Here is a 26,985-nt window from a genome sequence, read left to right on the forward strand (position 1 = left end):
AAGCGACCTTCGGGACCACTTGGACTGGTCGGTCAGGTCACATCTACGACAAGGCTTTGCGAAGGCGTTCCTCGTTCACACGCCAGAAGGTGTGCTGAGCGCCGTCCACCAGCACCACGGGGATCTGCTCCCAGTACTGGCGGTGGAGTTCCTCATCCTCGGTGATGTCCTTCTTCTCCCACCGAACGCCCAGCTCACCGCAGACGTTCTCGATCACCGCCTGCGCGTCGTCACACAGATGGCACCCGGGCTTGCCGATCAGTGTGACGAGCCGCTCACCGGAATCCTTCGGCGTCCGCCGAAACATGGCACTCATGCCGGCCATTGTCGCTCCGCACCGGATGCGCGCACCTCCTCCTCACCACAAAGCGCACGACCTGCACTTTTCCGCACCGGTTCCGCCTCGTTCCGCATGCCGACACGCCGCCGGGCCCCTTCTTCGACGGCATGGCCGCCAAGAGTTCACACCACGCGAACCTCTCAGCTCCGGAAGTCCCGAACAGACTGGCTATGCTCACGCCATGGCCGCTCTCGGATGGCTCACTCCCCGTAGGCGCTCCGCCACGGCGCGGAGCGTTTTGGCAGGCGAGGCCTCGGCGGAGGCAGCACGCAAGTCCTCCCAGGAGCTGGAGGACGCCGCCCCCGCGCCCGACGCCGTCCAGGAACCGGAGTTCCCGGTCCTCGGCGACGACAAGGCCGCCGCCTTCTTCGACCTCGACAACACCGTCATGCAGGGCGCCTCGCTCTTCCACTTCGGCCGGGGCCTGTACAAGCGGAAGTTCTTCGAGACCCGCGACCTCGCCCGGTTCGCCTGGCAGCAGGCATGGTTCAGGCTGGCCGGGTCCGAGGACCCCGAGCACATGCAGGACGCCCAGAACTCCGCGCTCTCCATCGTCCAGGGCCACCGTGTCGCCGAACTGACGATCATCGGCGAGGAGATCTACGACGAGTACATGGCCGAGCGCATCTGGCCGGGCACCCGCGCTCTGGCCCAGGCCCACCTCGACGCCGGCCAGAAGGTCTGGCTGGTCACGGCCGCGCCCGTGGAGATCGCCCAGGTGATCGCCCGCCGCCTCGGCCTGACCGGCGCCCTGGGCACGGTGGCCGAGTCGGTCGACGGCGTGTACACCGGCAAGCTGGTCGGCGAGCCGCTGCACGGCCCCGCCAAGGCCGAGGCCGTACGGGCCCTGGCCGTCGCGGAGAACCTCGACCTCTCCCGCTGCGCCGCGTACAGCGACTCCCACAACGACATCCCGATGCTGTCGCTGGTGGGTCACCCGTACGCCATCAACCCCGACAGCAAGCTCCGCAGGCACGCCCGCGACATGGACTGGCGGCTGCGCGACTACCGCACCGCCCGCAAGGCCGCCAAGGTGGGCCTGCCCGCTGCGGCCGGCGTGGGCGCGGTGGCCGGCGGCACGGCGGCGGCGATCGCGCTGCACCGGCGCCGCCGCTGAACCGGCTGTCGTTTTCCGAACACCGGAGGGGCTGGGACTCCCAGCCCCTCCGGCGTTCGCGCGTCCAGCCCTGCGGCCCCGCATTCCAGCCGTCCTACCCCCACTCCCCCCGCCTCAGTCCCGCCGTCCGCACCCGACCACAACCCGCCCCGCACCCAGACGGAACACGAACCCAATCGTTCAACAACCGATCACCGAGCAGTACTTGAGCAGCCGTCAATCGGTAACAGAAGCGACGTAATCGATGATTTGAGCAACCGGGTGTAGCAGTGCCTGTACGAAGCGTTATTCTCCTCAAACGCAAACCGGTACCCCCTCCGTCGCTACGACGGGTGAAAGGTCCCGCACTGCACGTGATGGAAGCTCTGCCTCTGGGAGTCCCGTGTACCCACACGTCGGGGTTGACGCCTCGGGCCTGGCTACGCTGCGCGCGACGGTCAACCACCTGTTGCGCGGCTTCGTCCCCACCGCGTACGCCGTCCCCGCCCTCGCCGCCTCCGCCGCGTCGCCCGTCGGCCCGTGCTACGCACGGGCCGACGGCAGCGCGGCGGTGGGCAGACGAGGCCGTTCGGGATCCACCGCCACCACCCGCCGGCCGGCCGCGGACAGCGACAGCGCCCGCATGATGGAGCTCGTCGAACGCGCCCAGTCCGGCGAGGCCGACGCCTTCGGCCGCCTGTACGACCAGTACAGCGACACCGTCTACCGCTACATCTACTACCGCGTCGGCGGCAAGGCGACCGCCGAGGACCTCACCAGTGAGACGTTCCTGCGCGCCCTGCGCCGCATCGGCACGTTCACCTGGCAGGGCCGCGACTTCGGCGCCTGGCTGGTCACCATCGCCCGCAACCTGGTCGCCGACCACTTCAAGTCCAGCCGTTTCCGCCTCGAAATCACCACCGGAGAGATGCTCGACGCCAACGAGGTCGAGCGCTCCCCCGAGGACTCCGTCCTGGAGTCCCTCTCCAACGCCGCCCTCCTCGAGGCCGTACGCCGCCTCAACCCCCAGCAGCAGGAGTGCGTGACCCTCCGCTTCCTCCAGGGCCTCTCCGTCGCCGAGACCGCCCGTGTCATGGGCAAGAACGAGGGCGCGATCAAGACCCTCCAGTACCGCGCGGTCCGCACCCTCGCCCGCCTCCTGCCGGACGACGCCCGCTGAGACCCCCGGCCGGGACGACCACCGACGACCGCCGCTGAGCGGCACCGCGCCGCCCGCGCTGACCACCTACCCCCGGCGACACTCAACTCACCCTCCGTCGACGTCCGTTGCCTTCCTGGTCCGGTCATCCGCCGTCCGTAACCCATGTGCCGCGCCACTCGTTGTGCGGGATACAGGCTCCCTGTGGTCGCACCCCGACCGACATCGATCACTCGATCGTGTGGATCGGTCGGAGACGTGCAACCCTCAGGACCCCCTGGGGAGTCGACCGTCATGACGAGAGGAGGTGCCGCCAGTGATCGCGAACGTATCGGCGCACCGGCGGGCGAACGCCTTCGCCCAGGCCCTGGAGGAGCTGTCCGACCGGGGCACGGCGGCCGAGCAGCCCGAGGGATCGACACCGGCCCCGGCAGCGGATCAGACCGAGCAGGGCCGCATGGTGGCCCTCGCGACCGGTCTCGACGAGCTGCCCAAGCCGGTGTTCGACCCCGAGGTCAAGGTCGTCCAACGCGCCCAACTGGTGGCCGCGATGGAAGCCATGCTGCGGGACGGCACGCTCACGGGGCGCGAGGCGGACCCTTCGGTGCCCGAGCAGAAGGGGAGCTCAGCGACTTCCGCGGAACGGTGGTCGCGGGAGACGGGCGGACGTGCGGGCAAGGCGCGAGGAGCTCACCGGGCAAGTCCGCTGGGAAAGCTGCGACCACGGTCTCGCCTGACGAAGGGGCTCGCCGCGGGCGGGCTCAGCGTCGGTGTGGCCGCGAGCGCCTTCGGCGGTGTGGCCGCGGCCAGCTCGGACGCCCTGCCCGGTGACTCGCTCTACGGCCTCAAGCGCGGCATCGAGGACGTGAAGCTCACTCTGACCGACGACAGCGACGACCGCGGTCGGCTCTACCTGGACCAGGCGTCCACCCGGCTCGGCGAGGCCCGTCGGCTCATGGAGCGCGATCGCGGCGGACAGCTCGACCACGAGTCCCTCGGCGAGATCCGCCGCGCCCTCACCGGTATGCGGCACGACGCCTCCGAGGGCCACCGCCTGCTCCATGAGGCCTTCGAGCGGGATCCCGACTCCCTGGGCCCCATCCAGGCCCTCTCGGCTTTCTCCCGGTCGCACCGAGAGGCTTGGGGCGCGCTCCGCGACCGGCTGCCCGTGCAGCTCGGGGACGTGAGTCAGGAAGTCTCGTCGGTCTTCGACGCCATAGACGAAGAGGTCGCCCCGCTCCAGTCGCGGCTGCCACGGCCCCCCGCCCAGGGCGGCGACGACAAGCAGCGCTCCACGGGCTCCGGCGCCCCCGGCTCCACGGACCCCGGCCGCCCGGCCCCCAGCGCCACCGGCGGCTCCGCCGACGGCAGCCCGGAGCGCGGCGGCAAGCCCAAGCCGTCCACCTCGGACAGCGGCGGCGAAGGCCTCGTCGGCGGCACCACCGGCGGTCTCCTCGACCCGCCCCAGGACGACACCACCAGCACCTCCCCGTCCGCCGGCAAGTCCACCCCGCCCGCGACAGAGCCCGACGTCACCCTCCCTCCCCTCCTCCCGGGCCTCCTGCCCGGCCTGGGCATCGACGGCGACGACACCGACTAGCCCGTACGACGGTGGGGGGCCCTTCCTGCGAAGGGCCCCCCACCGTCGAATCCGTGTCCCCGCCCCCTCAAACGCCCCGACCGGCGAAACCCCCGCTCAGAAGAACACCGACCGCCGCTGCACCAGCAGCTTGGCCCTTCCTCTCTGCTGCCCTCGCACTGCTTCGCAGGCTTCGGACAGCTGCGCCGGACTCCGTCCGGCTGCTCCGGGCGGCCGATGGGCTCCCCGACGCCCCGACCGGCGAAACCCCCGCTCAGAAGAACACCGACCGCCGCTGCACCAGCAGCTTGTACAGCGTGTGCTGGATCTGTTCCCGGACCTGGTCCGTCAGGTTGAACATCAGCATCGGGTCCTCGGCGGCCTCCGGCGGGTAGCCGTCGGTCGGGATGGGCTCGCCGAACTGGATCGTCCACTTCGTGGGCAGCGGCACCGCGCCCAGCGGGCCCAGCCACGGGAAGGTCGGCGTGATCGGGAAGTACGGGAAGCCGAGGAGGCGGGCCAGCGTCCTGGAGTTGCCGATCATCGGGTAGATCTCCTCCGCGCCGACGATCGAGCACGGAATGATCGGCGTACCGGCGCGCAGGGCGGTGGAGACGAACCCGCCACGGCCGAAGCGCTGCAACTTGTAGCGGTCACCGAACGGCTTCCCGAGGCCCTTGAAGCCCTCCGGCATGACCCCGACCAGCTCACCCTGCTGCAGCAGGCGTGAGGCGTCCTCCGCGCACGCGAGCGTGTGGCCGAGCTTGCGGGCCAGTTCGTTGACCACCGGCAGCATGAAGACCAGGTCCGCAGCGAGCAGCCGCAGATGCCGCCCGGCAGGGTGGTTGTCGTGGACGGCGACCTGCATCATCAGGCCGTCCATCGGCAGCGTCCCGGAGTGGTTGGCGACGATCAGGGCTCCACCGTCCGTCGGGATGTTCTCGATGCCCTTCACCTCGACCCGGAAGTACTGCTCGTACACCGGCCGCAGCAGCGACATCAGCACCTGGTCGGTGAGCTCGGCGTCGTAGCCGAAGTCGTCGACCTCGTAGTCACCGGTGAGGCGCTTGCGCAGGAAGGCGAGCCCGCCCGCGATCCGTCGCTCCAGCCCGCCGCCGTCCTGCGCCTCCGCGGCCCCCGGGGGCGGCTCCGGCTTCTCCCGTGTCACAGGGACATCATCGGTGCTGCCCGGCCGTCCGGGGAGGGCCTGGACCTCGCCGGATTCGCGGCCGTCTCGTGCGACCGCGGGCTCACCCTTGCGTCGGCTCCCCGCACTGCGGCGGCGCGGCGGGCGCTGCACGGCGCCCCCGCGCGCCCGGTCGTCGTCGAACGGAATGACCTTGGCATCCGCCATCGTTGATGCGCTCCTCAGTTGGCGCTCTGCGTCGGGGGGTGGCCGCCGCCCACCACGGGCACGGGCAATGCGGCGATCCGGTCGATGGCCCCAGCGAGGGCCTCCGGGGGCAGCAGTCCGGGCCCCCGGCTGCGCGCGAAGTCCGCGAAGGTCTCCGCCGTCGTGTACTTGGCCCGGTAGCCCAGCGTCTCGCGCATCTGGTTCGTCGACACGACCCGCCCGTGGGTCAGCAGCCGCAGCTGCTCCGGCGAGAAGTCCGTCACCCCGAGCGTACGGACCATCGAGCCGAGCCAGCTGACGGCCGGCATCAGCAGCGGCACCGTCGGTCGGCCCAGGCGCCGCGCGCACTGCGACAGCAGAAGGACGCCGTCACCCGCGATGTTGAACGTGCCGCTGTTGAGCGTGGCGCGCTCCGGCTCGTGCGAGGCGATCCGCAGCACCTCGATGACGTCGTCCTCGTGCACGAACTGCAGCCGAGGGTCGTACCCCAGCACGGTCGGCAGCACCGGCAGCGAGAAGTACGAGGCCAGCGGCGAATCGGCGCTCGGTCCGAGGATGTTGGCGAAGCGCAGCACACACACGGCAACATCGGGCCGCCGCCGCGCGAAGCCGCGGACATACCCCTCGACCTCGACGGTGTCCTTGGCGAAGCCGCCGCTGGGCAGCGACTTGGGCGGGGTGGTCTCGGTGAACACGGCCGGGTCGCGCGGCGCGGACCCGTAGACGTTCGTGCTGGACTTGACCACCAGACGTTTGATCAACGGGGACTTCTGGCAGGCACCGAGCAGCTGCATGGTGCCGATGACGTTGGTCTCCTTCAGCGTGGTCCGGCCGCCGCTGCCCAGTGGCGTGCCCGTGACGTCCATGTGCACCACGGTGTCCACGTTCTGCTCGGCCAGCAGACGGGCGATCGCGGGCTGACGGATGTCGGCCTGCACGAAGTCCGCGCCGCCCAGATGATGCCCCGGCGGCACCGCGTCCACCGCGATGACCCGGTCCACCTGCGGGTCACGCTGGATCCGCCGCACGAACCGGCCTCCCAGCTGGCGGGCCACCCCGGTCACGAGCACGACCTTTCCCAAGATCAGCGCCTTCCTTCCAGATGTCCGCTCACGTAGGCGTAACTCTGCTCGTACTCTGCCGCGTTCCCCGTGGCGGCCACGTTAGCGGGTCCATGTCGCACTGTGACGACCGCGACCCGTCAATGACCGCGAAAAACACCGTGGCCCCCCACCTCATTCGGTGGGGGGCCACGGCAACGCGCTCTCAACAGCGCTCGCGCAAGCAAGCAAGGCGTACGACCCCCTACGCGACGGGGGCCGGTCAGGCCCCCTCACAGAGGCCGGACCGCCCTACTTCTTGTTGCGACGCTGAACGCGGGTGCGCTTGAGCAGCTTGCGGTGCTTCTTCTTAGCCATCCGCTTGCGCCGCTTCTTGATAACAGAGCCCACGACTACCCTCGCTCACTTCTCATCACTCGGTGTTTGGGCGCCATGGGCCCATACGACCTACGAGGGGCCAGCCTACCCGTCCGAGCGCTGAGGTCGTAATCGAGGGGGAGCCGGGGGCATCCCGGGGGCCCACAGGACCTCCGGGAGCCCCTCGACCCGGTGGCCGTCAGGCCGTCTCCACCCCCACATAGCTCTCGCGGAGGTACTCGTGAACCGCTTGCTCCGGCACCCGGAAGGACCTGCCCACCCGGATCGCCGGCAGATGACCACTGTGCACCAGTCGGTACACGGTCATCTTCGACACTCGCATCACCGAGGCGACTTCCGCCACGGTCAGGAACTGAACCTCGTTCAGAGGCCTCTCGCCAGCAGCAGCCATGACACACCTGAACCTTCCGCACTCGACGGCCACCGGCTTCCCCTTCCGGTGACTCTTCGTCGTTGCGTGCTCACTCCCCAATGTAGGGGCGGGTGATGCGAGTGGGGAAGAGGGGATGCCATCGGCGGCCTACTGTGACAGACACGCCCGATTGAGTACGTAGCGGGTCAGCGGTCGGTAGTAATCAGACCGCACACCGTCATCAAGTGGAACGACGACGGACACGCGCCCCTCCGCCTCTCCCACGAAGAGCGCCGGATCGTCCGTATCGGCCAGCCCGATCGCCTCGAACCCCAGCTGACCAGCCCCGCAGACCCATCCATGGTCTCCCACCACGAGTTCCGGGAGGGGTCCGCCACCCTCCGCCGCAGCCGCCAGAACCGTGCGAACCGGCAGCGGCGAATGCGTGTGCACGCCGGTCGCACAACCGGAGCGCAAGGCGGTCGCCTCGCGGACGAGGGCGACGCCTCGTACGTAGTCAAGGTTGTACGTGCGTAGACCGAACCGGGTCGTTATGTCGACACGTCTACCCGTCGCAGGGGTGAGAACCTCACATCCCGCCGCCGACAAAGCGTCCGCCAACGCGCCGTAGAAACCGATCAGCCGATGCGGATGCCCGGTCCCGAAGAGGACCGCGCCACCACGCTGAGCCACCGCCCCGACCCGTTCCGCGAACCGGTCGAGCGCCCTCAGCGTCCGCGCGGGGTCAATCACATCCTGCCCGGATGTCGACCCGGGATCGGCCGAAACCCCGCACCTCGCCGCCATCAATCCGAGCACATCCGGCTGCCCCCAGGACAGCTCCGGATCAAGTCCGATCAGAAACCGAGGGTCGCGAGCCGCGAACAACCGATAACTGCGCAGACTCGCCTCACGCGAGGTAGCCACCCTCCCCGCCAGCCCGGAAGCCACCAGATACTCCCGCAACGCCCCAACGCTCACCACGCCCCGATGCTGACGCATCAAAGCTCTCTCGGCCGCCACGCCCCAGGCACACCACACAGTTGGCGTAACGACCGTCGCCCCGAAAGGGGCGCGGGGAACCGCGCGCCAAGCCCCCACTCACCCGCAGCCAACCGACGCGCCCGAAGGCCCCAAGAGGGCGAAGGGCACAGCCCCTGGATGGGGGGTCCCCCGCACGAACGAAGCCGAGAGTGGGGTGGGAGCGACGGGCAGGGGCGGGGGCGAGACTCCCTAGGGCAACAACCCCCGCAACGGAAACACGGCCTTCCGCGCGGCCAGCACCGCCTGATCCAACCGATCCGCGGGGTCGTACCCCGCCTCCCACCCGGCCGCCGACACAGGCCACCGCCCATCAGTCATCCGCACCGGCGCCAACTGCCGCGTCCGAGCGAACACCTCCTGCCGCCACCCCTCGGGAATCACACTCTCCGGCGCGATCTCCCGCCCCGCCACGATTCCCACCAGATGCGTCCAGGACCGCGGCACCACCTCCACCACCGCGTACCCGCCCCCGCCGAGCGCGACCCACCGCCCGTCGGCATACTCGTGCGCCAGTTCGTGCAACGCGACCTGCACCGCCCGCTGCGCGTCCAACGAAACCGCCAGATGCGCCAACGGATCCTCGAAGTGCGTATCGGCGCCATGCTGGGTCACCAGCACCTGCGGCCGGAAATCGGCGAGCACCTCGGGCACCACCGCGTGGAACGCCCGCACCCACCCCGCGTCCCCGGTCCCCGCCGGCAACGCCACGTTCACGGCCGACCCCTCCGCACTCGACGAGGCCCCCGTCTCCTCCGGCCACCCGGTTTGCGGGAACAACGTCCGGGGATGCTCGTGCAGCGAGATCGTCAGCACCCGGGGGTCCTCCCAGAACGCCGCCTGAACCCCGTCCCCGTGGTGCACGTCGACATCCACGTAGGCGACCCGCTCGGCCCCCAGCTCCAGCAACCGGGCGATGGCGATCGACGCGTCGTTGTAGATACAGAACCCCGACGCGCCCCCGGGCATCGCGTGGTGCAGCCCACCCGCGAAGTTCACGGCGTGCAGCGCGTCCCCCCGCCACACGGCCTCCGCCGCCCCCACCGACTGCCCCGCGATGAGAGCCGACACCTCGTGCATCCCGGCGAAGGCCGGATCGTCCACGGTCCCCAGCCCGTACGAGCCGTCCGCACCCCGGGGATCCGCGGACGCGGCCTTGACCGCCGCCACGTAGTCCTCCCGGTGCACCAGCCGCAGGGTCGACTCCCCCGCCGGCTTCGCGGCGACGACGTCCATCTCCCGGTCGAGCCCGAAGGCACTCACCAGACTCCGGGTCAACGCCAGCCGGACCGGATCCATCGGATGGTCCGGCCCGAAGTCATAGCCCGTTACTGCCTCGTCCCACATCAGCTGTGCGCGGCCGCTCATGCCCGCCACCGTATCGCTCCGGTTCCGTCTCGAACGAGCGGGCGTACACCAACGTCACCAGCACCAACACCATCGGCACGAGCATCGCTCCCCGGTAGCTCCAGAGGTCTCCCAAAGCCCCCACCAACGGAGAACCGATCAAGAACCCGACATAGTTGAAGATGTTCAGCCGAGCGACGGCCGCGTCCGAAGCCCCCGGGAACAGCCGCCCCGCCGCCGCGAACGTCTGCGGCACCAGCACACACAGCCCGAGCCCCAGCAGCGTGAACCCGAACATCCCGACCCAGGCCCCCGGCGCCCCCGCCACCACGGCGAACCCGACCGCCGCCACCAGCGCCCCGGCCCGCACGACGGCCGCAGCCCCGAACCTGCGCACCCCGAAGTCCCCGATCGACCGCCCGATCAGCGTGGTGACCATGTAGACGTTGTACGGCACGGTCGCGAGCTCCTCCGAGCTCCCGAGCACGTCCTGCAGATACTTGGCACTCCAGTTGGAGACGGTCGAGTCCCCGATGTACGCGAAGCACATCACCAGACAGAGCGGCAGCAGCATCTTGAAGGCGACGGACCCACCCGCCCCCACGGCGACGGCGTCCTCCTTCTTCTCCCCGGCCGGCCCCCCGTCGACGTACCACCGGCTCCCGGCCAGGACGGCCGGCAACAGTACGACCACCACCGGCAGATACGACACGAGCAACGGCAGCTGCCAGTGCGCCCCGACCCATGCCAGCGAGGCCCCGGCTATCCCGCCCAGGCTGTACACCGCGTGGAAGCCGAGCATGATGCTCCGCCCGTACGACCGCTGCAGGCTCACCCCGAGCATGTTCATCGACGCGTCGAGCGCCCCGACCGCCAGCCCGAAGGCCGCCAGCGAGGCACCGAGCACGGCCATGTGCTCGCCGGCCCCCACGCCGAGCAGCGCCAGGAGCACGACGGGCTGGGACCACCGCAGCACCCGGCTGGGCGGCACCCTCTTCACCAGGTGCTCGGTGCAGACGCTGCCGACTCCGGCCAGAATCGGTACGGCGGCGAGGAAGGCGGGCAACAGCGCGTCGGAGACCCCGTACCGATCCTGAATGGCCGGAATCCGCGTCACGAGCAGCGCGAAGGCGACACCCTGAGCGAGGAAGCTGAACGCCAACGCGGCTCTACCGCGCCGCAGCACATCTGTCATGGCGGCACAGTAGGGGGCACGCCCTACTCGTGGGTAGAGGAACTTGAAGATTGCTCAACTAAGCTGCGCGAGCAGCTGCTCCATGTCCGAGAAGTACCCTCTGGCCCCGGCCAGCTTCTCGGCGGGCGTCATCGCCGTGAACCCGTACACGTCCATCCCCGCCGCGCGACCCGCCCGCACTCCGAGGGGGCTGTCCTCCACGACGGCACACCTCTCCGGCGCGACGCCCATCCGAGCTGCCGCGTGGAGGAAGAGATCGGGCGACGGCTTCCCCCGCCCCACGTCCTGCGAACTGAACACGAGCCCCTCCACGAACCACCGGTCGAGCCCGGTCTTCCGGTGCCCCACACGGATCCGCTCATGGCTCCCGGACGACGCCACGCAGTACGGCACCTCGTCCGCGACCAGCTTCTCCAGCACCGCGACCACACCCGGCACAGGCTGCAACTCCCGCTCGAACGCGGCGAAGACACGGCGATGGAAGACATCGTCGAAGTCCTCCGGCAGCGTCTCCCCTGTCCGCTGCAGAACAAGCTCGTGAATCCGGTGCATGGCCGAGCCCATGTAGTCCCTGATGGACTCCTCATACGAAGTCGGGTGCCCGAGCTCGGTGAGGTATTCGGCGAGGAGCCGGTTGGAAATCTCTTCGCTGTCGACAAGAACACCGTCGTTGTCGAAGATCACGAGGTCATAGCTCATGACTCGACCCTAAACGCAGAAAACCCCCGCCGGTCACCCGGCGGGGGTTTTCTCACTGTTTGTTCGGCGGCGTCCTACTCTCCCACAGGGTCCCCCCTGCAGTACCATCGGCGCTGTAAGGCTTAGCTTCCGGGTTCGGAATGTAACCGGGCGTTTCCCTCACGCTATGACCACCGAAACACTATGAAACAGTCAACCGCACCGCCGTGACCATGGCGGGGTTGTTCGTGGTTTCAGAACCAACACAGTGGACGCGAGCAACTGAGGACAAGCCCTCGGCCTATTAGTACCGGTCAGCTTCACCCATTACTGGGCTTCCACATCCGGCCTATCAACCCAGTCGTCTACTGGGAGCCTTAACCCCTCAGAGGGGGTGGGAGTCCTCATCTCGAAGCAGGCTTCCCGCTTAGATGCTTTCAGCGGTTATCCCTCCCGAACGTAGCCAACCAGCCATGCCCTTGGCAGGACAACTGGCACACCAGAGGTTCGTCCGTCCCGGTCCTCTCGTACTAGGGACAGCCCTTCTCAAGACTCCTACGCGCACAGCGGATAGGGACCGAACTGTCTCACGACGTTCTAAACCCAGCTCGCGTACCGCTTTAATGGGCGAACAGCCCAACCCTTGGGACCGACTCCAGCCCCAGGATGCGACGAGCCGACATCGAGGTGCCAAACCATCCCGTCGATATGGACTCTTGGGGAAGATCAGCCTGTTATCCCCGGGGTACCTTTTATCCGTTGAGCGACGGCGCTTCCACAAGCCACCGCCGGATCACTAGTCCCGACTTTCGTCCCTGCTCGACCCGTCGGTCTCACAGTCAAGCTCCCTTGTGCACTTACACTCACCACCTGATTACCAACCAGGCTGAGGGAACCTTTGGGCGCCTCCGTTACTCTTTGGGAGGCAACCGCCCCAGTTAAACTACCCATCAGACACTGTCCCCGATCCGGATCACGGACCCGGGTTAGACATCCAGCACGACCAGACTGGTATTTCAACGACGACTCCACAACCACTGGCGTGGCTGCTTCAAAGTCTCCCAGCTATCCTACACAAGCCGAACCGAACACCAATATCAAACTGTAGTAAAGGTCCCGGGGTCTTTCCGTCCTGCTGCGCGAAACGAGCATCTTTACTCGTAGTGCAATTTCACCGGGCCTATGGTTGAGACAGTCGAGAAGTCGTTACGCCATTCGTGCAGGTCGGAACTTACCCGACAAGGAATTTCGCTACCTTAGGATGGTTATAGTTACCACCGCCGTTTACTGGCGCTTAAGTTCTCAGCTTCGCCCACCCGAAAGTGAGCTAACCGGTCCCCTTAACGTTCCAGCACCGGGCAGGCGTCAGTCCGTATACATCGCCTTACGGCTTCGCACGGACCTGTGTTTTTAGTAAACAGTCGCTTCTCGCTGGTCTCTGCGGCCACCCCCAGCTCGAGGAGCAAGTCCTCTCACCAGTGATGGCCCCCCTTCTCCCGAAGTTACGGGGGCATTTTGCCGAGTTCCTTAACCATAGTTCACCCGAACGCCTCGGTATTCTCTACCTGACCACCTGAGTCGGTTTAGGGTACGGGCCGCCATGAAACTCGCTAGAGGCTTTTCTCGACAGCATAGGATCATCCACTTCACCACAATCGGCTCGGCATCAGGTCTCAGCCACATGTACGACGGATTTACCTGTCGCACGGCCTACACCCTTACCCCGGGACAACCACCGCCCGGGATGGACTACCTTCCTGCGTCACCCCATCACTCACCTACTGCAGGTCTGGTCCGTCGGCTCCACCACTCCCCTTTGCCCGAAGGCTCCGGGACGGCTTCACGGACTTAGCATCGCCTGGTTCAATGTTTGACGCTTCACAGCGGGTACCGGAATATCAACCGGTTATCCATCGACTACGCCTGTCGGCCTCGCCTTAGGTCCCGACTTACCCTGGGCAGATCAGCTTGACCCAGGAACCCTTAGTCAATCGGCGCAAACGTTTCTCACGTTTGTATCGCTACTCATGCCTGCATTCTCACTCGTGAACCGTCCACAACTCGCTTCCGCGGCTGCTTCACCCGGCACACGACGCTCCCCTACCCATCCATACAGGCGTTGGCCCTGTTGTATGAATGACACGACTTCGGCGGTACGCTTGAGCCCCGCTACATTGTCGGCGCGGAATCACTAGACCAGTGAGCTATTACGCACTCTTTCAAGGGTGGCTGCTTCTAAGCCAACCTCCTGGTTGTCTCTGCGACTCCACATCCTTTCCCACTTAGCGTACGCTTAGGGGCCTTAGTCGATGCTCTGGGCTGTTTCCCTCTCGACCATGGAGCTTATCCCCCACAGTCTCACTGCCGCGCTCTCACTTACCGGCATTCGGAGTTTGGCTAAGGTCAGTAACCCGGTAGGGCCCATCGCCTATCCAGTGCTCTACCTCCGGCAAGAAACACACGACGCTGCACCTAAATGCATTTCGGGGAGAACCAGCTATCACGGAGTTTGATTGGCCTTTCACCCCTAACCACAGGTCATCCCCCAGGTTTTCAACCCTGGTGGGTTCGGTCCTCCACGACCTCTTACAGCCGCTTCAACCTGCCCATGGCTAGATCACTCCGCTTCGGGTCTTGAGCGTGCTACTGAAACGCCCTGTTCGGACTCGCTTTCGCTACGGCTACCCCACTCGGGTTAACCTCGCAACACACCGCAAACTCGCAGGCTCATTCTTCAAAAGGCACGCAGTCACGAGACAAGCACACGTGCTTGTCCGACGCTCCCACGGCTTGTAGGCACACGGTTTCAGGTACTATTTCACTCCGCTCCCGCGGTACTTTTCACCATTCCCTCACGGTACTATCCGCTATCGGTCACCAGGGAATATTTAGGCTTAACGGGTGGTCCCGCCAGATTCACACGGGATTTCTCGGGCCCCGTGCTACTTGGGTGTCTCTCAAACGAGCCGTTCATGTTTCAGCTACGGGGGTCTTACCCTCTACGCCGGACCTTTCGCATGTCCTTCGCCTACATCAACGGTTTCTCACTCGTCTCACAGCCGGCAGACTGTGAAAGAGAGATCCCACAACCCCGTATACGCAACCCCTGCCGGGTCTCACACGCATACGGTTTGGCCTCATCCAGTTTCGCTCGCCACTACTCCCGGAATCACGGTTGTTTTCTCTTCCTGCGGGTACTGAGATGTTTCACTTCCCCGCGTTCCCTCCACTTGCCCTATGTGTTCAGGCAAGGGTGACAGCCCATGACGACTGCCGGGTTTCCCCATTCGGACACCCCCGGATCAAAGCCTGGTTGACGACTCCCCGGGGCCTATCGTGGCCTCCCACGTCCTTCATCGGTTCCTGGTGCCAAGGCATCCACCGTGCGCCCTTAAAAACTTGGCCACAGATGCTCGCGTCCACTGTGCAGTTCTCAAACAACGACCAACCACCCATCACCCCGAACCAGAGCGGTCCGAGTGCACTGGGGCCGGCACTGAAGGCAGCCATACGGCCATACCCTCAGACACCCAACAGCGTGCCCGACACGATCAGTCGATGAGCTTCGCGTTCCACGCCGAAGCAGTACTAACGCTCTCACCCATACTGAACCGTGCCGAATAATCAACGTTCCACCCATGAGCAACCAGCATCAGACGTTCGCTGATGTCCTGGCCTCTGACCAGCCGAAGCCGGTAAGAAGTGCTCCTTAGAAAGGAGGTGATCCAGCCGCACCTTCCGGTACGGCTACCTTGTTACGACTTCGTCCCAATCGCCAGTCCCACCTTCGACAGCTCCCTCCCCACAAGGGGGTTGGGCCACCGGCTTCGGGTGTTACCGACTTTCGTGACGTGACGGGCGGTGTGTACAAGGCCCGGGAACGTATTCACCGCAGCACTGCTGATCTGCGATTACTAGCAACTCCGACTTCATGGGGTCGAGTTGCAGACCCCAATCCGAACTGAGACAGGCTTTTTGAGATTCGCTCCGCCTTACGGCCTCGCAGCTCATTGTACCTGCCATTGTAGCACGTGTGCAGCCCAAGACATAAGGGGCATGATGACTTGACGTCGTCCCCACCTTCCTCCGAGTTGACCCCGGCAGTCTCCTGTGAGTCCCCATCACCCCGAAAGGCATGCTGGCAACACAGAACAAGGGTTGCGCTCGTTGCGGGACTTAACCCAACATCTCACGACACGAGCTGACGACAGCCATGCACCACCTGTACACCGACCACAAGGGGGCGACCATCTCTGGCCGTTTCCGGTGTATGTCAAGCCTTGGTAAGGTTCTTCGCGTTGCGTCGAATTAAGCCACATGCTCCGCTGCTTGTGCGGGCCCCCGTCAATTCCTTTGAGTTTTAGCCTTGCGGCCGTACTCCCCAGGCGGGGAACTTAATGCGTTAGCTGCGGCACCGACGACGTGGAATGTCGCCAACACCTAGTTCCCACCGTTTACGGCGTGGACTACCAGGGTATCTAATCCTGTTCGCTCCCCACGCTTTCGCTCCTCAGCGTCAGTAATGGCCCAGAGATCCGCCTTCGCCACCGGTGTTCCTCCTGATATCTGCGCATTTCACCGCTACACCAGGAATTCCGATCTCCCCTACCACACTCTAGTCTGCCCGTATCGAATGCAGACCCGGGGTTAAGCCCCGGGCTTTCACATCCGACGCGACAGACCGCCTACGAGCTCTTTACGCCCAATAATTCCGGACAACGCTCGCGCCCTACGTATTACCGCGGCTGCTGGCACGTAGTTAGCCGGCGCTTCTTCTGCAGGTACCGTCACTTGCGCTTCTTCCCTGCTGAAAGAGGTTTACAACCCGAAGGCCGTCATCCCTCACGCGGCGTCGCTGCATCAGGCTTTCGCCCATTGTGCAATATTCCCCACTGCTGCCTCCCGTAGGAGTCTGGGCCGTGTCTCAGTCCCAGTGTGGCCGGTCGCCCTCTCAGGCCGGCTACCCGTCGTCGCCTTGGTGAGCCATTACCTCACCAACAAGCTGATAGGCCGCGGGCTCATCCTTCACCGCCGGAGCTTTCCACACCGAGGAGATGCCTCCCGGTGTCGTATCCGGTATTAGACCCCGTTTCCAGGGCTTGTCCCAGAGTGAAGGGCAGATTGCCCACGTGTTACTCACCCGTTCGCCACTAATCCCCACCGAAGTGGTTCATCGTTCGACTTGCATGTGTTAAGCACGCCGCCAGCGTTCGTCCTGAGCCAGGATCAAACTCTCCGTGAATGTGTACCCGTAATCGGGTGCAACACCACGAGAGCGGAACAGTCAGGCGGAATAAGCCCGACCGTTCACAGCGTCCTCGCTGTGTTTGTTTCAAAGGAACCTCGCCCCGACCGAAACCGGCCAGGAACGGGGTATCAACATATCTGGCGTTGATTTTTGGCACGCTGTTGAGTTCTCAAGGAACGGACGCTTCCTTTGTACTCACCCAAACCAACCGGCTCAGGCTTTCCTCCGGACGCTTCCCTTCGGTCTTACCTTTCCGACTCTATCAGATCCTTTTCCGATCCGATTTCCTCGGCGCTTTCCAGGTTCCCGCTTCCGCGTTTCCCTTTCCGGCGGCTCCGACTCTATCAGATCCCTTCGGGCCTGATTCCCAGTCAGCGGGAGTCGCCTTCGCGGCTGTTGAGCCGCTCCGACGAGTGAGACTTTAGCGGATTCCCAGCTCCCGAGCTAATCGGGGGCTGCATCCTTTCGAACGCGGATTCCTCATTCCACAAATACGCATGCCAATGGCGCGACGACGGATCGTCGACTGTTGGTGGTTCCTGCGGAATGGCTGTCCGGGGACCGACCGAGGGTCGGCGCTCGCGTCGGACAACTCGGAGAACAGTACGGATCGGCTCGGGGTGTGTCAACTCGCTGTCGGCCGGCATCCCGGAGGCGTAGCCTGGCCCCCATGACTACGCGTACGTGTCACCAGCTGTGGTGGGCCGCCTGACTGGCGGCCGTGTTCACGTATGCATGCGACGGCCGCCTCCTCGGCGGCCGTTGTCGTATCTCCTTCCTGAAGGGCGGCCGGACGGTGGCGTCGGTCCTGACAGAAGGAGGAGAGATGACACGGGTCTTCAGCGGGGTCAAGCCGACAGGGCATCTGACGCTCGGGAACTACCTGGGGACCGTACGGCGGTGGGCCGAGGTCGACCAGCACCGGACGGACGCGCTGTTCTGCGTCGTCGATCTGCACGCGCTGACGGTGGACCACGATCCGGCGCGGGTACGCAGACTCAGTCGGCAGGCGGCGACCTTGCTGCTGGCGTCGGGACTGGATCCGGAGCTGTGCACCGTCTTCGTGCAGAGTCATGTGGATGAGCACACGCGGCTGTCGTATCTGCTGGAGTGCGTGGCCACGGACGGCGAGATGCGGCGGATGATCCAGTACAAGGAGAAGGCCGCGCGGGAGCGGGAGCGGGGCGGCGGTGTTCGGCTGTCGCTGCTGACGTATCCCGTGCTGATGGCGGCGGACATCCTGGCGTACGGAACCGACGAGGTGCCGGTGGGGGACGACCAGACGCAGCATGTGGAGCTGACGCGGGATCTGGCGGTGCGGTTCAACCAGCGGTACGGGCAGACGTTCGTGGTGCCGCGGGCCACCCCTCCGAAGGTCGGAGCCCGGGTGATGAACCTGCAGGACCCGGCTTCGAAGATGGGGAAGACGGATGACGTCGGGCCGGGGATCGTCTATCTGCTGGACGAGCCGGATGTGGTGCGGAAGAAGGTCATGCGGGCCGTGACCGACAGCGGGCGGGACGTCGTATACGACCGGGAGGGGCGGCCGGGGCTCGCGAATCTGCTGGAGATCCTCGCGGCGTGTGAGGGTGGGAACCCCGAGGACCTGAGCGGTGTATATGAGTCGTACGGAGCTTTGAAGAAGGACACCGCAGAGGCCGTGGTCGAGCTTCTCAGGACCGTGCAGGAGAGGCACAAGGAGTTGTGCGCGGATCCCGCGTATGTGGAGGGGGTGCTGCGGTTGGGTGCGGAGAAGGCCAGAGAGATGGCTCGGCCGAGGGTGGATCAGGCGTATCGGGCGATCGGTCTTCTGGCCGGTTGACCGCGGGCGGCGTCAGCTGTTGTTGCCGGAGGCCAGTTCGCGGCTGCGGTCGCGGGCGGCCTCCAGTGCGGCGATCAGTGCGGCGCGCACGCCGTGGTTCTCGAGTTCGCGGATGGCGTTGATCGTCGTGCCGGCGGGGGAGGTGACGTTCTCGCGGAGCTTGACGGGGTGTTCGCCGCTGTCGCGGAGCATCGTGGCCGCGCCGATGGCGGACTGGACGATGAGGTCGTGGGCCTTGTCGCGGGGCAGGCCGAGGAGGATGCCCGCGTCGGTCATGGCCTCGACCAGGTAGAAGAAGTACGCCGGGCCGGAGCCGGAGAGGGCGGTGCAGGCGTCCTGCTGGGACTCGGGGACGCGGAGCGTCTTGCCCACAGCGCCGAAGATCTCCTCGGCGTGCGCGAGATCGGCCTCGCTCGCGTGGCTGCCGGCGGAGATCACGGACATCGCCTCGTCGACGAGGGCGGGGGTGTTCGTCATGACACGGACGACAGGGGTGCCTGCGGCCAGGCGCTCCTCGAAGAAGGAGGTGGGGATGCCCGCCGCGCCGCTGACCACCAGGCGGTCGGCAGGGGTGTGGGGGGCGAGTTCGTCGAGGAGGGCGGCCATGTCCTGGGGCTTGACCGTGAGGATGAGCGTGTCGGCGGTCTTCGCGGCCTCGGCGTTCGTGACCGGGATGACGCCGTGGCGAGCGCGGAGCTCTTCGGCCCGTTCGGGGCGGCGGGCGGTGACCAGGAGGTCCGCGGGAGCCCAGCCGGCTCGGATCATGCCGCTGAGCAGGGCCTCGCCGATCTTGCCGGTGCCGAGGACTGCGACTTTCTGGGTCATGGTGCGGGTGCCCTCCGGGATGCGTCGTCCTGGAGTCATCCTCGCATTGGGAGTGGGGGTTCGGCCGGGGTGTCCGGTGGTCGGGACGTTCGGGTGAACGGATATCCGGGGGAGCTGGGCCCTCAGACAGCCCTCATGGTCTTGCGGGTCATGACGTTGTCGACGGGGCAGCCGTCAGTCAGAGCGCTGCGTATCGGATATCGAGGTGTCGTGGTGTGTCGGACTGTCCGGGAGGAAGGTGACGCATGGCCGCGACGGCGGGATTGGATTGGAGCACCGCCGCCGCACACAGAACTGGTCCGCCTCCCGGATCGCATCCGGGCTCCAGGCAGAGAGGATCTCGATCCGTCGCCGCACGGCGTCCCGGCGCCTCTTCGCGCCGGGCTGAAGCGCCGTCGGTTCCTCGACCCGGACGGTGAAGCGAACCGGGAGCCATGGAAGATCACCGCCCGACGTCCCGGGCTCATGGTCCGCGGCGACGTGAAGAAGGTCCGCCGGATGCCTGACGACGGCGGCTGGAGAGCACACAGAAGAGCGAGCGCGAGCCTGGTTCGCCGCCCACGGCATCGTCCGCGTCGAGCCGCCTGGTGCCGCGGACCTTCTAGGTCGTCCGGCGCCTCAGGGTTGCTGCTCCCAAGGTCAGGACCAGGAGGGCACAGCCCGCGACGATCGCTGCGTCTCGTACGAAGCTGGCGGTCATGTCGGTGTGGAGGAGGACTTCGTTCATGCCGTCGACGGCGTAGGACATGGGGAGGACGTTCGAGATGGCTTCCAGGGCGGGGTGCATGTCTGGACGGGGCGTGAACAGGCCGCAGAGGAGGAGTTGGGGGAAGATCACGGCCGGCATGAACTGCACGGCCTGGAACTCGGAGGAGGCGAAGGCCGAGACGAAGAGGCCGAGGGCGGTGCCGAGCAGGGCGTCGAGGAGGGCGACGACAAGGAGGAGCCAGGGGGAGCCGGTGACGTCCAGGTCGAGGAACCAGACGGCCAGACCCGTGGCGAGGGCGGACTGGATGATCGCCAGGGTGCCGAAGGCCAGGGCATAGCCGGCAATGAGGTCTCCCTTGCCGAGGGGCATGGCGAGGAGGCGTTCCAGGGTGCCTGAGGTGCGTTCGCGGAGGGTCGCGATCGAGGTCACCAAAAACATCGTGATCAGCGGGAAGATGCCGAGGAGTGAGGCACCGATGGCGTCGAAGACCCGTGGGCTGCCGTCGAAGACGTAGCGGAGCAGGAAGAGCATCACGCACGGGATGAGGATCAGCAGAGCGATCGTGCGGGGATCGTGGCCGAGCTGGCGGAGAACGCGGGCGGCCGTGGCGGTCGTACGGGAGTAGTCGAGGGCCCGTGGGCGCGGGGCGGTGGGCATGGGCGGCTTCGCCTTTTCCGTCGTCGTCTTCGGCTGCGGGTTCGCGTTCGGTGTGGTGGTCATCGCGACGGCCCTTTCCGGTCCTTCCGGTGTGTGTCGGTCCCGGTGACAGTCGGGGGTGCGGGCGCTGTCGCCTCGTCGACCAGGTGGAGGAAGGCCGCTTCGACCGTTTGCGCGTGGGTGCGGGTGCGGAGGGCCTCGGGGGTGCCCTCGGCGAGGATCTCGCCGGCGCGCATGAGGAGCAGGCGGTGGCAGCGCTCGGCCTCGTCCATGACGTGGGAGGAGATCAGGAGGGTCGCCCGGCGTTCGGCGGCGATGGTGTGGAAGAGGGTCCAGAGTTCGCGGCGGAGGACCGGGTCCAGGCCGACGGTGGGTTCGTCGAGGACCAGGAGTTCGGGGGTGCCGAGGAGGGCCACGGCCAGGGAGACGCGGCTGCGCTGGCCGCCGGAGAGGTTGCCGGCGAGGGCGTCGGCGTGAGTGGTGAGGTCCACGTCGGCGATGGCCCGGGCGACGTTCTCGTGACGGCGGTCGGCGGCGGCGCGGCCGGGGTCGAGGATCGCGGCGAAGTAAGCGAGGTTCTGGCGGACCGTCAGGTCGTCATAGACCGAGGGCGCCTGGGTGACGTAGCCGATGCGGGGACGGAGGGTGGCGTCGCCGGCGGGGTGGCCGAGGACGTTCAGGGTGCCGGTGACCTTGGCCTGGGTTCCGACGATCGCTCGCATCAGGGTGGACTTGCCGCAGCCGGAGGGACCGAGGAGGCCGGTGATCCGGCCATGGGGGACGGCGAAGTCGAGGTGGCGGAGGACGGTGCGGGAGCCTCGGGTCACGGTGAGGTCCCGGGCGTGGACGGCGGGGGCGGCCGGGGGCTCGGGTGGGGGCTTCTTCGGGGAGCGATTCGAGTAATTCATCATGTGGTGAATATTGCGCAGGGCGGGTGGAGCGTCAAGGGAGGGGGCCATACGGGTTCGCGTGGGCGGTCGCGTGGCTCGGCGAGGTGATCAGGGGGGCGGAGTTCCGGGGGCGGCACTCCCACTGGGGAGTGGCGATCGCGGGAAGTGGGTGCACGGCATGCTCGCTTTGGGTGACAATGATATTGCTGAGCGTGTTCGGTCGCCCAGGGTGGTCGGCCGCGCGATGTCGCCCGGGTGATGTGTGACGGTCTCCCGTCGTGAGTTCTCGTGATCACCGTCGGAATCGGTTGCCTGGCTCGGGGCCGCGCATCTCCTGACGGCCACTCCTGTCGATCGCCGGCTGCCGGAGGTGCGTCTCTCGTGCGTAATGCCCCAAGCCCGTCTCGGTTCCGCTCTCGGTTCCGCTCTCGGTTCCGCTCTCGGCTCCGGCCTCGGCTGCGGGCGCGTGTGCCGGGGGGCTCGTTGTGGCGGGGCGAGTTGGCGGCTTCGCTCGTGGTGTTCCTGGTGGCGTTGCCGTTGTGTGTCGGGGTCGCGGTGGCTTCCGGAGTGCCTGCGGAGTTGGGGCTGGTCACCGGGATCGTCGGCGGGCTGGTGGTCGGGGCGTTGCCCGGGAGCAGGCTCCGGGTGAGCGGGCCGGCGGTCGGGTTGACCGTGTTGGTGTACGAGGCCGTGCGGGCGTACGGGGTGCAGGCGCTCGGTGTGCTGGTGCTCGGGGCCGGGGTGGTGCAGCTCGGGTTGGGGGCGTTGCGGCTGGGGCGGTGGTTCCGGGCCGTGTCGGCGGCCGTGATGCAGGGGATGTTCGCCGGGATCGGACTGGTGCTGGTGGCGGGGCAGGTGTACGCCCTGGGGGACGTGGCCGCGCCCGGTGGTGGAGGGCTGGGCGAGCTGGCGGGGCTCGGGGCGTTGCCCGGCGCCGTCGATCCGGTCGCGCTCGGGATCGGGGGCGCCACCGTGGCCGTCCTGGTGGTGTGGCCGTGGTGGCGGTGGGGTGCGCGTCTGGTGCCCGCGCCGTTGGTGGCCGTCGGGAGCGCGGCTCTGGTGACCTGGGTGTTCGACCTGGGGGTGCGGCGGGTCGAGGTGCGGGGGCTGCTGGAGGCCCTACGGCTGCCGTCGGTCGATGATCTGGGGCTGCTCGCGGAGGCGGGGGCGGTCGGGACGGTGCTCGCCTTCGCGCTGATCGCTTCCGCCGGGTCGTTGTGCGGTGCGGCGGCCGTGGACCAGCAGCATGACGGGGCGCGGACCGACTACGACCGGGAATTGGTAGCCCAGGGGGCCGGGAACGTGGTGTGCGGGGTGCTCGGGGCGTTGCCCATGTCCGCCGTGATCGAGCGGAGCACGGCTGGGGGTGCCCCCTTGGGGGGAGTACGGGCGGGAGCGCGCCCCAAGGCCTCACGGGTGCTGCACGGGGTGTGGCTGTTGGCGTTCACGGCCCTGTTGCCCGGAGTGCTCGGGGTGATTCCCGTCGCGGCGCTGGCCGGGCTGTTGGTGCACGCGGGGTGCAGGCTCGTGCCCGTACGGGAGGTGCGGGTGTGGTGGCGGGGGCGGGACCGGGGGGAGGCGGTGGTGCTGGGGGTGACCGCCTCGGCGATCGTGGCCTGGGGGTTGTTCGAGGGTGTGCTCCTGGGGCTCGCGTTCGCCGTGGTCAAGACCGCGTGGGACATCAGCCACGTCCATGTGGAGACCGAGGACCGGGGGGACGCGGGGGTGGTCGTGCGGGTGGTCGGCAACGCGACGTTCCTGCGGTTGCCCAAGCTGCTGGACGCGTTGGAGAGAGTGCCTCGGGGGCAGGGTGTGCGGCTGGAGCTGGACGGGCTGTGGCATGTGGATCACGCGTGCGCGACGGCTTTGGAGGCTTGGGAAGCGGGGTGGGGCGTGGAGGGGCAGGAGGAGAAAGCGGTGGGTGAGGCCGGCGCTCAGGAGGGTGAGGCCGAGAAGGGTGGGGCCGGCGCTCAGGGGCGGATGGCGAGGAGCAGGTCTACGCCGTAGGTCTCTTCGATCGTCTCGCGGGGGAAGAGCTTGCGGAGCCGGGCTCGTTCCTCGGTGAAGAACTCGGTGGCGGCCTCTTCGCCGAGGACCAGGAGGCCCGAGTGGCTGGCGGTGTTGGCCGGATGGGTGTCCAGGGTGACCTCGCGGCACCAGCGGATCTGACGGCGGGTGGAGTCCAGGTGCCCGGCGGTGTCGGCGAGGACGGCGGGGGCGCCGGAGCCGCTCCTCTCGACCGGGGGTGTCGGGGGCGACACCGAGGAAGCGGTGGATACGGGTGGAGGACCGCTGCGGTACCGCGCCTGCGGCGGTGCCGCGACGGCCCCCCACCCACCCCGGCGCGGGTCAGCCGCAGCGCGGCGCCACGTAGCCGTCGCTGCCGGTGTAGACGTAGGCGTCGGAGACGTACTGGCCGTCGGCGATGCTGTCCCAGACGTTGCTGGTGCCGTAGGGGCCGGAGATGGTCTGGCCCGGGGTCTGGCAGAAGATCGGCACCGTGGAGCTTCCGGCGAGGACGCGGACGACGCCGTAGTTGGTGCTCGGGCCGCTGCGGACGTTCAGGCGGATGCCGGGAGCGGTCGTGTAGTAGCGAACGGATGCCGTCACGGTCGCGGCGGTGGCCTCGGCCGGAGCCGTGGCGGCGGCCGTCTTTCCGCCCTCGCCGTCCCCCACGATCTCTTCTACACGGTCGACAGACATGGCAAAACTCCCCCCGTTTGAACCCCCATGAACGCCATGGGGAACCCGGTGATACCCCCGAATCAAGCCACGCACACCTGCGCGTTTCTCGCACGTGGTCGCCAGTAAGCCGCCTCTGTCCCGCACGTCTCATCGACTAGGCTCCGTGCGTCGCGGGAGCGGCCGGAACAGCACGGGGGTGGGCCCATGGCACCGCAGCGGGGCACCGGGTCGGGAGCGGAAGCGGATTTTCCGGAGTACGCCGGTCAGTACCGTCTGGAGTCGTGCTTGGGTTCCGGTGGCATGGGCGTCGTCCATCTGGCCACGTCGACCTCCGGACTGCGGCTCGCGGTGAAGGTGGTGCACGCCGAGTTCGCCAAGGACCCCGAGTTCAGGGGGCGGTTCAAGCAGGAGGTCGCCGCCGCTCGGCGCGTGAGCGGAGCCTTCACCGCGCCCGTCGTCGACGCCGACACCGACATCGCCCGGCCCTGGATGGCCACCCTGTTCATCCCCGGCCCGACCCTCGCCGAGCACGTCAAGCGGAACGGGCCCATGGCTCCCGGGCAGGTGCGCCGGCTCATGGCCGGACTGGCCGAGGCCCTGCGGGACATCCACCGCGCCGGTGTGGTGCACCGGGATCTCAAGCCCAGCAACGTCCTGCTCGCCGAGGACGGGCCCAAGGTCATCGACTTCGGGATCTCCCGGCCGAAGGACAGCGAACTGCGCACCGAGACAGGGAAGTTGATCGGCACGCCGCCGTTCATGGCCCCCGAGCAGTTCCGGCGGCCCAGGGAGGTCGGGCCCGCCGCCGACATCTTCGCCCTCGGGTCGGTGATCGTGCACGCGGCCACCGGGCGCGGGCCCTTCGACTCCGACAGCCCTTACGTCGTGGCGTACCAGGTGGTCCACGACGAGCCGGACCTCACCGGCGTACCGGAGAACCTCGCGCCGCTCGTCGGCGCCTGCCTCACCAAGGAGCCAGAGGACCGGCCCACGGCCGACGAGCTGATGCGCGAACTCCGTTCCGTGGCCGCCTCGTACGACACCCAGGCCTTCATACCGGCCCAGCGCGCCGAGTGGGAGGGGCAGGGGGAGGCTCTTGGAGGGGCGGAACGGGCCGGGCGGAGGGAGCGGGGGGACAGTTGGGGTGCTCCGCCGGTCCCGACCGCCGCCGCGGACACCGGTGCGGACACCGGTGCGGGCGGCGGCGAGGACGGGAGCACCGGAGCGGGCACGGGAGCGGGCACCGGCCGGGGCGGCGGCGGTGAAGGGCCCGATGGCCGTGGCGACTTCGTGCGTGACGGCCGCGTCGGTCACCGGCGGCGTGGGCGAGCCGTTGTTGTCGCCGCCGCGCTGGTACTCCTCGCGGGTGGAGGGCTCGTCTCCGTGCGGATGCTGGGGGACGACGGCGGACAGGGCGGCAGCGGCACGGCCAGGCCCCGGGCCAGTGGTGCCGTCGCTACCGCGCGCGCCCTCGAACCCTGGACCGCCGCGCCGGCGGGCGGGAGGAACGGTGCGCCGCAGTGCTCGTACGGGGCGGGGAAGTTGTTGTGTGTGCAGCCGGGGCTGGTCTCCGCGCTGGACCCGGCGGACGGCGGAGTGCTGTGGCGGCACGCCGTCGACGGGGTGGGCGTGGCCGGCACGGGTGAGCCGCCCGTCGAGTCGGGCGGTCTGGTGCATGTGCTGACGGACGAGGGCCGCCGGGCGCAGGCGCTCGACCCCGCCGACGGCAAGGTGCGGTGGGAGCGGGACATCTCCGCGTACGGCGGCAAGCGGTACGTGGGCGGCACGCTGCTGCTGACCGCGGCGGACGGGACGGTCACCGGCGTGGACGGCGCCACCGGCGACACCAAGTGGAGCGGACGGCTCCCGGGGCAGCCGGAGGCTTACTTCAGGGCGCTCGACGGGGACCCGCTGGCCTACGTGGCGAGCGTGTCCGGCGCGGGGGCGGCGGCTCGGACACGGATCACCGCGGTGGCCCCGGACACCGGGGACGTGCGGTGGGACGCCCGGCTGGAGGGCCATCTGGAGCCGGTGGGAGCCCGTGAGGGCGCTCTCTTCCTCACGGCGAGCGGGGGGGCCTACGCCGACTCGGTGGCCGTGGTCCGGTACGACCCCGGCACCGAGGCGACGGTCCGGGTCGAGCTGCCCGTACGGCTCGAACAGGCCCGCGCGACCGTGCGCGGCGACATCGTGTACCTGCTGAGCGGCGTCGGCGGTTCGCTGGCGGCCGTCGACATGGGGTCCCGCGAGCAGCTGTGGCGGACCGAGACGGGAGTGGCGCGGAGTTCGGCACCGGCCGCCGACGACCGGCACGTCTACTTCACCTCGTCCGACGGGCGGCTCCTCGCGGTGGACTCGCGCACGGGCGAGCCCGGCGGGGCGACCGACTCGCGGTTCGGCGACCCCGGCCGGGTCACCGCCGCGCTGCCCGAGCCCGTGCTCATCGACGGACGGATCTGCGCGGGCGCGCCCGACGGGACGGTCCTCGGGCTGGACGGGAGCGCTCCGGCCGACTGGTGAGCCCGGACACCCGCGACGGGCCGCCCCCGAGGTCCCCCGGGGGCGGCCC

General features: G+C 67.9%; 20 protein-coding genes, 3 rRNA genes and 1 pseudogene. 7 read left to right on the top strand and 17 right to left on the bottom strand.

What is annotated here, in order from left to right; genetic code table 11:
• Window positions 1–43: 43 nt before the first annotated feature.
• Window positions 44–325, bottom strand: a complete 282-nt coding sequence (locus WBG99_RS14410; protein ID WP_338896698.1) for a glutaredoxin family protein — start codon at window positions 323–325, stop codon at window positions 44–46.
• A 196-nt stretch (window positions 326–521) separates the two neighbouring features.
• Between WBG99_RS14410 and WBG99_RS14415 the strand changes: the two genes are divergently transcribed.
• From WBG99_RS14415 to WBG99_RS14425, 3 genes are all read left to right on the top strand, one after another.
• Window positions 522–1,457, top strand: coding sequence for an HAD-IB family hydrolase (locus WBG99_RS14415; RefSeq protein WP_338896699.1), 936 nt, complete (start codon window positions 522–524; stop codon window positions 1,455–1,457).
• A 382-nt stretch (window positions 1,458–1,839) separates the two neighbouring features.
• Window positions 1,840–2,616 (top strand): ECF subfamily RNA polymerase sigma factor, BldN family, encoded by a 777-nt coding sequence (locus WBG99_RS14420; RefSeq protein ID WP_338896700.1) that lies wholly within the window; start codon window positions 1,840–1,842, stop codon window positions 2,614–2,616.
• Between the two features lie 295 nt (window positions 2,617–2,911).
• The gene (locus WBG99_RS14425) at window positions 2,912–4,195 is read left to right on the top strand and encodes a DUF5667 domain-containing protein (RefSeq protein WP_338896701.1); all 1,284 of its coding nucleotides are present in this window, start codon (window positions 2,912–2,914) and stop codon (window positions 4,193–4,195) included.
• A gap of 253 nt (window positions 4,196–4,448) precedes the next feature.
• On the opposite strand, the gene WBG99_RS14430 is transcribed toward WBG99_RS14425, so the two are convergent.
• From WBG99_RS14430 to WBG99_RS14480, 11 genes are all read right to left on the bottom strand, one after another.
• A complete protein-coding gene (locus tag WBG99_RS14430; RefSeq protein ID WP_338896702.1) occupies window positions 4,449–5,528 on the bottom strand; it encodes a lysophospholipid acyltransferase family protein in 1,080 nt (359 codons plus the stop codon).
• A 14-nt stretch (window positions 5,529–5,542) separates the two neighbouring features.
• Window positions 5,543–6,610: an NAD-dependent epimerase/dehydratase family protein gene (locus tag WBG99_RS14435; RefSeq protein WP_338896703.1), complete on the bottom strand. Its 1,068-nt coding sequence runs from the start codon at window positions 6,608–6,610 to the stop codon at window positions 5,543–5,545.
• A 270-nt stretch (window positions 6,611–6,880) separates the two neighbouring features.
• A complete protein-coding gene (locus tag WBG99_RS14440) occupies window positions 6,881–6,979 on the bottom strand; it encodes an AURKAIP1/COX24 domain-containing protein (protein WP_003948845.1) in 99 nt (32 codons plus the stop codon).
• Between the two features lie 166 nt (window positions 6,980–7,145).
• Complete coding sequence (locus WBG99_RS14445; RefSeq protein WP_004984898.1) at window positions 7,146–7,358, bottom strand: helix-turn-helix domain-containing protein; 213 nt, start codon at window positions 7,356–7,358, stop codon at window positions 7,146–7,148.
• Between the two features lie 129 nt (window positions 7,359–7,487).
• Window positions 7,488–8,303, bottom strand: a complete 816-nt coding sequence (locus WBG99_RS14450) for a phosphatase (RefSeq protein ID WP_338896704.1) — start codon at window positions 8,301–8,303, stop codon at window positions 7,488–7,490.
• A gap of 249 nt (window positions 8,304–8,552) precedes the next feature.
• Window positions 8,553–9,728 (bottom strand): acetoin utilization protein AcuC, encoded by a 1,176-nt coding sequence (locus WBG99_RS14455; RefSeq protein ID WP_338896705.1) that lies wholly within the window; start codon window positions 9,726–9,728, stop codon window positions 8,553–8,555.
• Window positions 9,679–10,902: an MFS transporter gene (locus WBG99_RS14460; RefSeq protein WP_338896706.1), complete on the bottom strand. Its 1,224-nt coding sequence runs from the start codon at window positions 10,900–10,902 to the stop codon at window positions 9,679–9,681. Before WBG99_RS14460 ends, WBG99_RS14455 begins: the two co-directional genes overlap by 50 nt.
• A gap of 54 nt (window positions 10,903–10,956) precedes the next feature.
• Entirely contained in the window at window positions 10,957–11,601 is a 645-nt protein-coding gene (locus WBG99_RS14465; RefSeq protein WP_338896707.1) for an HAD family hydrolase, read from the bottom strand.
• Between the two features lie 61 nt (window positions 11,602–11,662).
• A 5S ribosomal RNA gene (rrf, locus tag WBG99_RS14470) occupies window positions 11,663–11,779 on the bottom strand.
• A gap of 85 nt (window positions 11,780–11,864) precedes the next feature.
• A 23S ribosomal RNA gene (locus WBG99_RS14475) occupies window positions 11,865–14,985 on the bottom strand.
• A gap of 308 nt (window positions 14,986–15,293) precedes the next feature.
• A 16S ribosomal RNA gene (locus tag WBG99_RS14480) occupies window positions 15,294–16,822 on the bottom strand.
• The 16S, 23S and 5S rRNA genes sit together here, the layout of an rRNA operon.
• Window positions 16,823–17,654: 832 nt before the next feature.
• On the opposite strand from WBG99_RS14480, the gene trpS reads away from it, so the two are divergent.
• Window positions 17,655–18,650 carry a tryptophan--tRNA ligase gene (trpS, locus tag WBG99_RS14485; RefSeq protein ID WP_338896708.1) on the top strand — a complete coding sequence of 332 codons (996 nt, stop codon included), beginning with the start codon at window positions 17,655–17,657 and terminating at the stop codon, window positions 18,648–18,650.
• A 12-nt stretch (window positions 18,651–18,662) separates the two neighbouring features.
• Here trpS and proC read toward each other — a convergent pair whose 3' ends face one another.
• On the bottom strand, window positions 18,663–19,475 hold the full coding sequence (proC, locus tag WBG99_RS14490) for a pyrroline-5-carboxylate reductase (RefSeq protein ID WP_338896709.1): 813 nt from the start codon (window positions 19,473–19,475) through the stop codon (window positions 18,663–18,665).
• A 352-nt stretch (window positions 19,476–19,827) separates the two neighbouring features.
• On the opposite strand from proC, the pseudogene WBG99_RS14495 reads away from it, so the two are divergent.
• Window positions 19,828–20,018 (top strand): annotated as a pseudogene (locus WBG99_RS14495) (IS481 family transposase); the annotation flags it as partial.
• A 58-nt stretch (window positions 20,019–20,076) separates the two neighbouring features.
• On the opposite strand, the gene WBG99_RS14500 reads toward WBG99_RS14495, so the two are convergent.
• Together WBG99_RS14500 and WBG99_RS14505 are read right to left on the bottom strand one after the other, a co-directional pair.
• The gene (locus tag WBG99_RS14500; protein WP_338900344.1) at window positions 20,077–20,841 is read right to left on the bottom strand and encodes an ABC transporter permease; all 765 of its coding nucleotides are present in this window, start codon (window positions 20,839–20,841) and stop codon (window positions 20,077–20,079) included.
• A 59-nt stretch (window positions 20,842–20,900) separates the two neighbouring features.
• A complete protein-coding gene (locus WBG99_RS14505; protein ID WP_338896710.1) occupies window positions 20,901–21,752 on the bottom strand; it encodes an ABC transporter ATP-binding protein in 852 nt (283 codons plus the stop codon).
• Between the two features lie 447 nt (window positions 21,753–22,199).
• Here WBG99_RS14505 and WBG99_RS14510 point away from each other — a divergent pair, with 447 nt between their 5' ends.
• Window positions 22,200–23,738: a SulP family inorganic anion transporter gene (locus WBG99_RS14510; protein WP_338896711.1), complete on the top strand. Its 1,539-nt coding sequence runs from the start codon at window positions 22,200–22,202 to the stop codon at window positions 23,736–23,738.
• Here WBG99_RS14510 and WBG99_RS14515 read toward each other — a convergent pair.
• Together WBG99_RS14515 and WBG99_RS14520 are read right to left on the bottom strand one after the other, a co-directional pair.
• Complete coding sequence (locus WBG99_RS14515; protein ID WP_338896712.1) at window positions 23,702–23,992, bottom strand: hypothetical protein; 291 nt, start codon at window positions 23,990–23,992, stop codon at window positions 23,702–23,704. The two genes, WBG99_RS14510 and WBG99_RS14515, sit on opposite strands and share 37 nt — an antisense overlap.
• An 88-nt stretch (window positions 23,993–24,080) precedes the next feature.
• On the bottom strand, window positions 24,081–24,434 hold the full coding sequence (locus WBG99_RS14520; protein ID WP_338896713.1) for an SH3 domain-containing protein: 354 nt from the start codon (window positions 24,432–24,434) through the stop codon (window positions 24,081–24,083).
• 186 nt (window positions 24,435–24,620) lie between these two features.
• Between WBG99_RS14520 and WBG99_RS14525 the strand changes: the two genes are divergently transcribed.
• On the top strand, window positions 24,621–26,936 hold the full coding sequence (locus WBG99_RS14525) for a serine/threonine-protein kinase (protein ID WP_338896714.1): 2,316 nt from the start codon (window positions 24,621–24,623) through the stop codon (window positions 26,934–26,936).
• Window positions 26,937–26,985 lie beyond the last annotated feature (49 nt).

This window comes from Streptomyces sp. TG1A-60 (assembly GCF_037201975.1).
Taxonomy (GTDB): Bacteria; Actinomycetota; Actinomycetes; order Streptomycetales; family Streptomycetaceae; genus Streptomyces.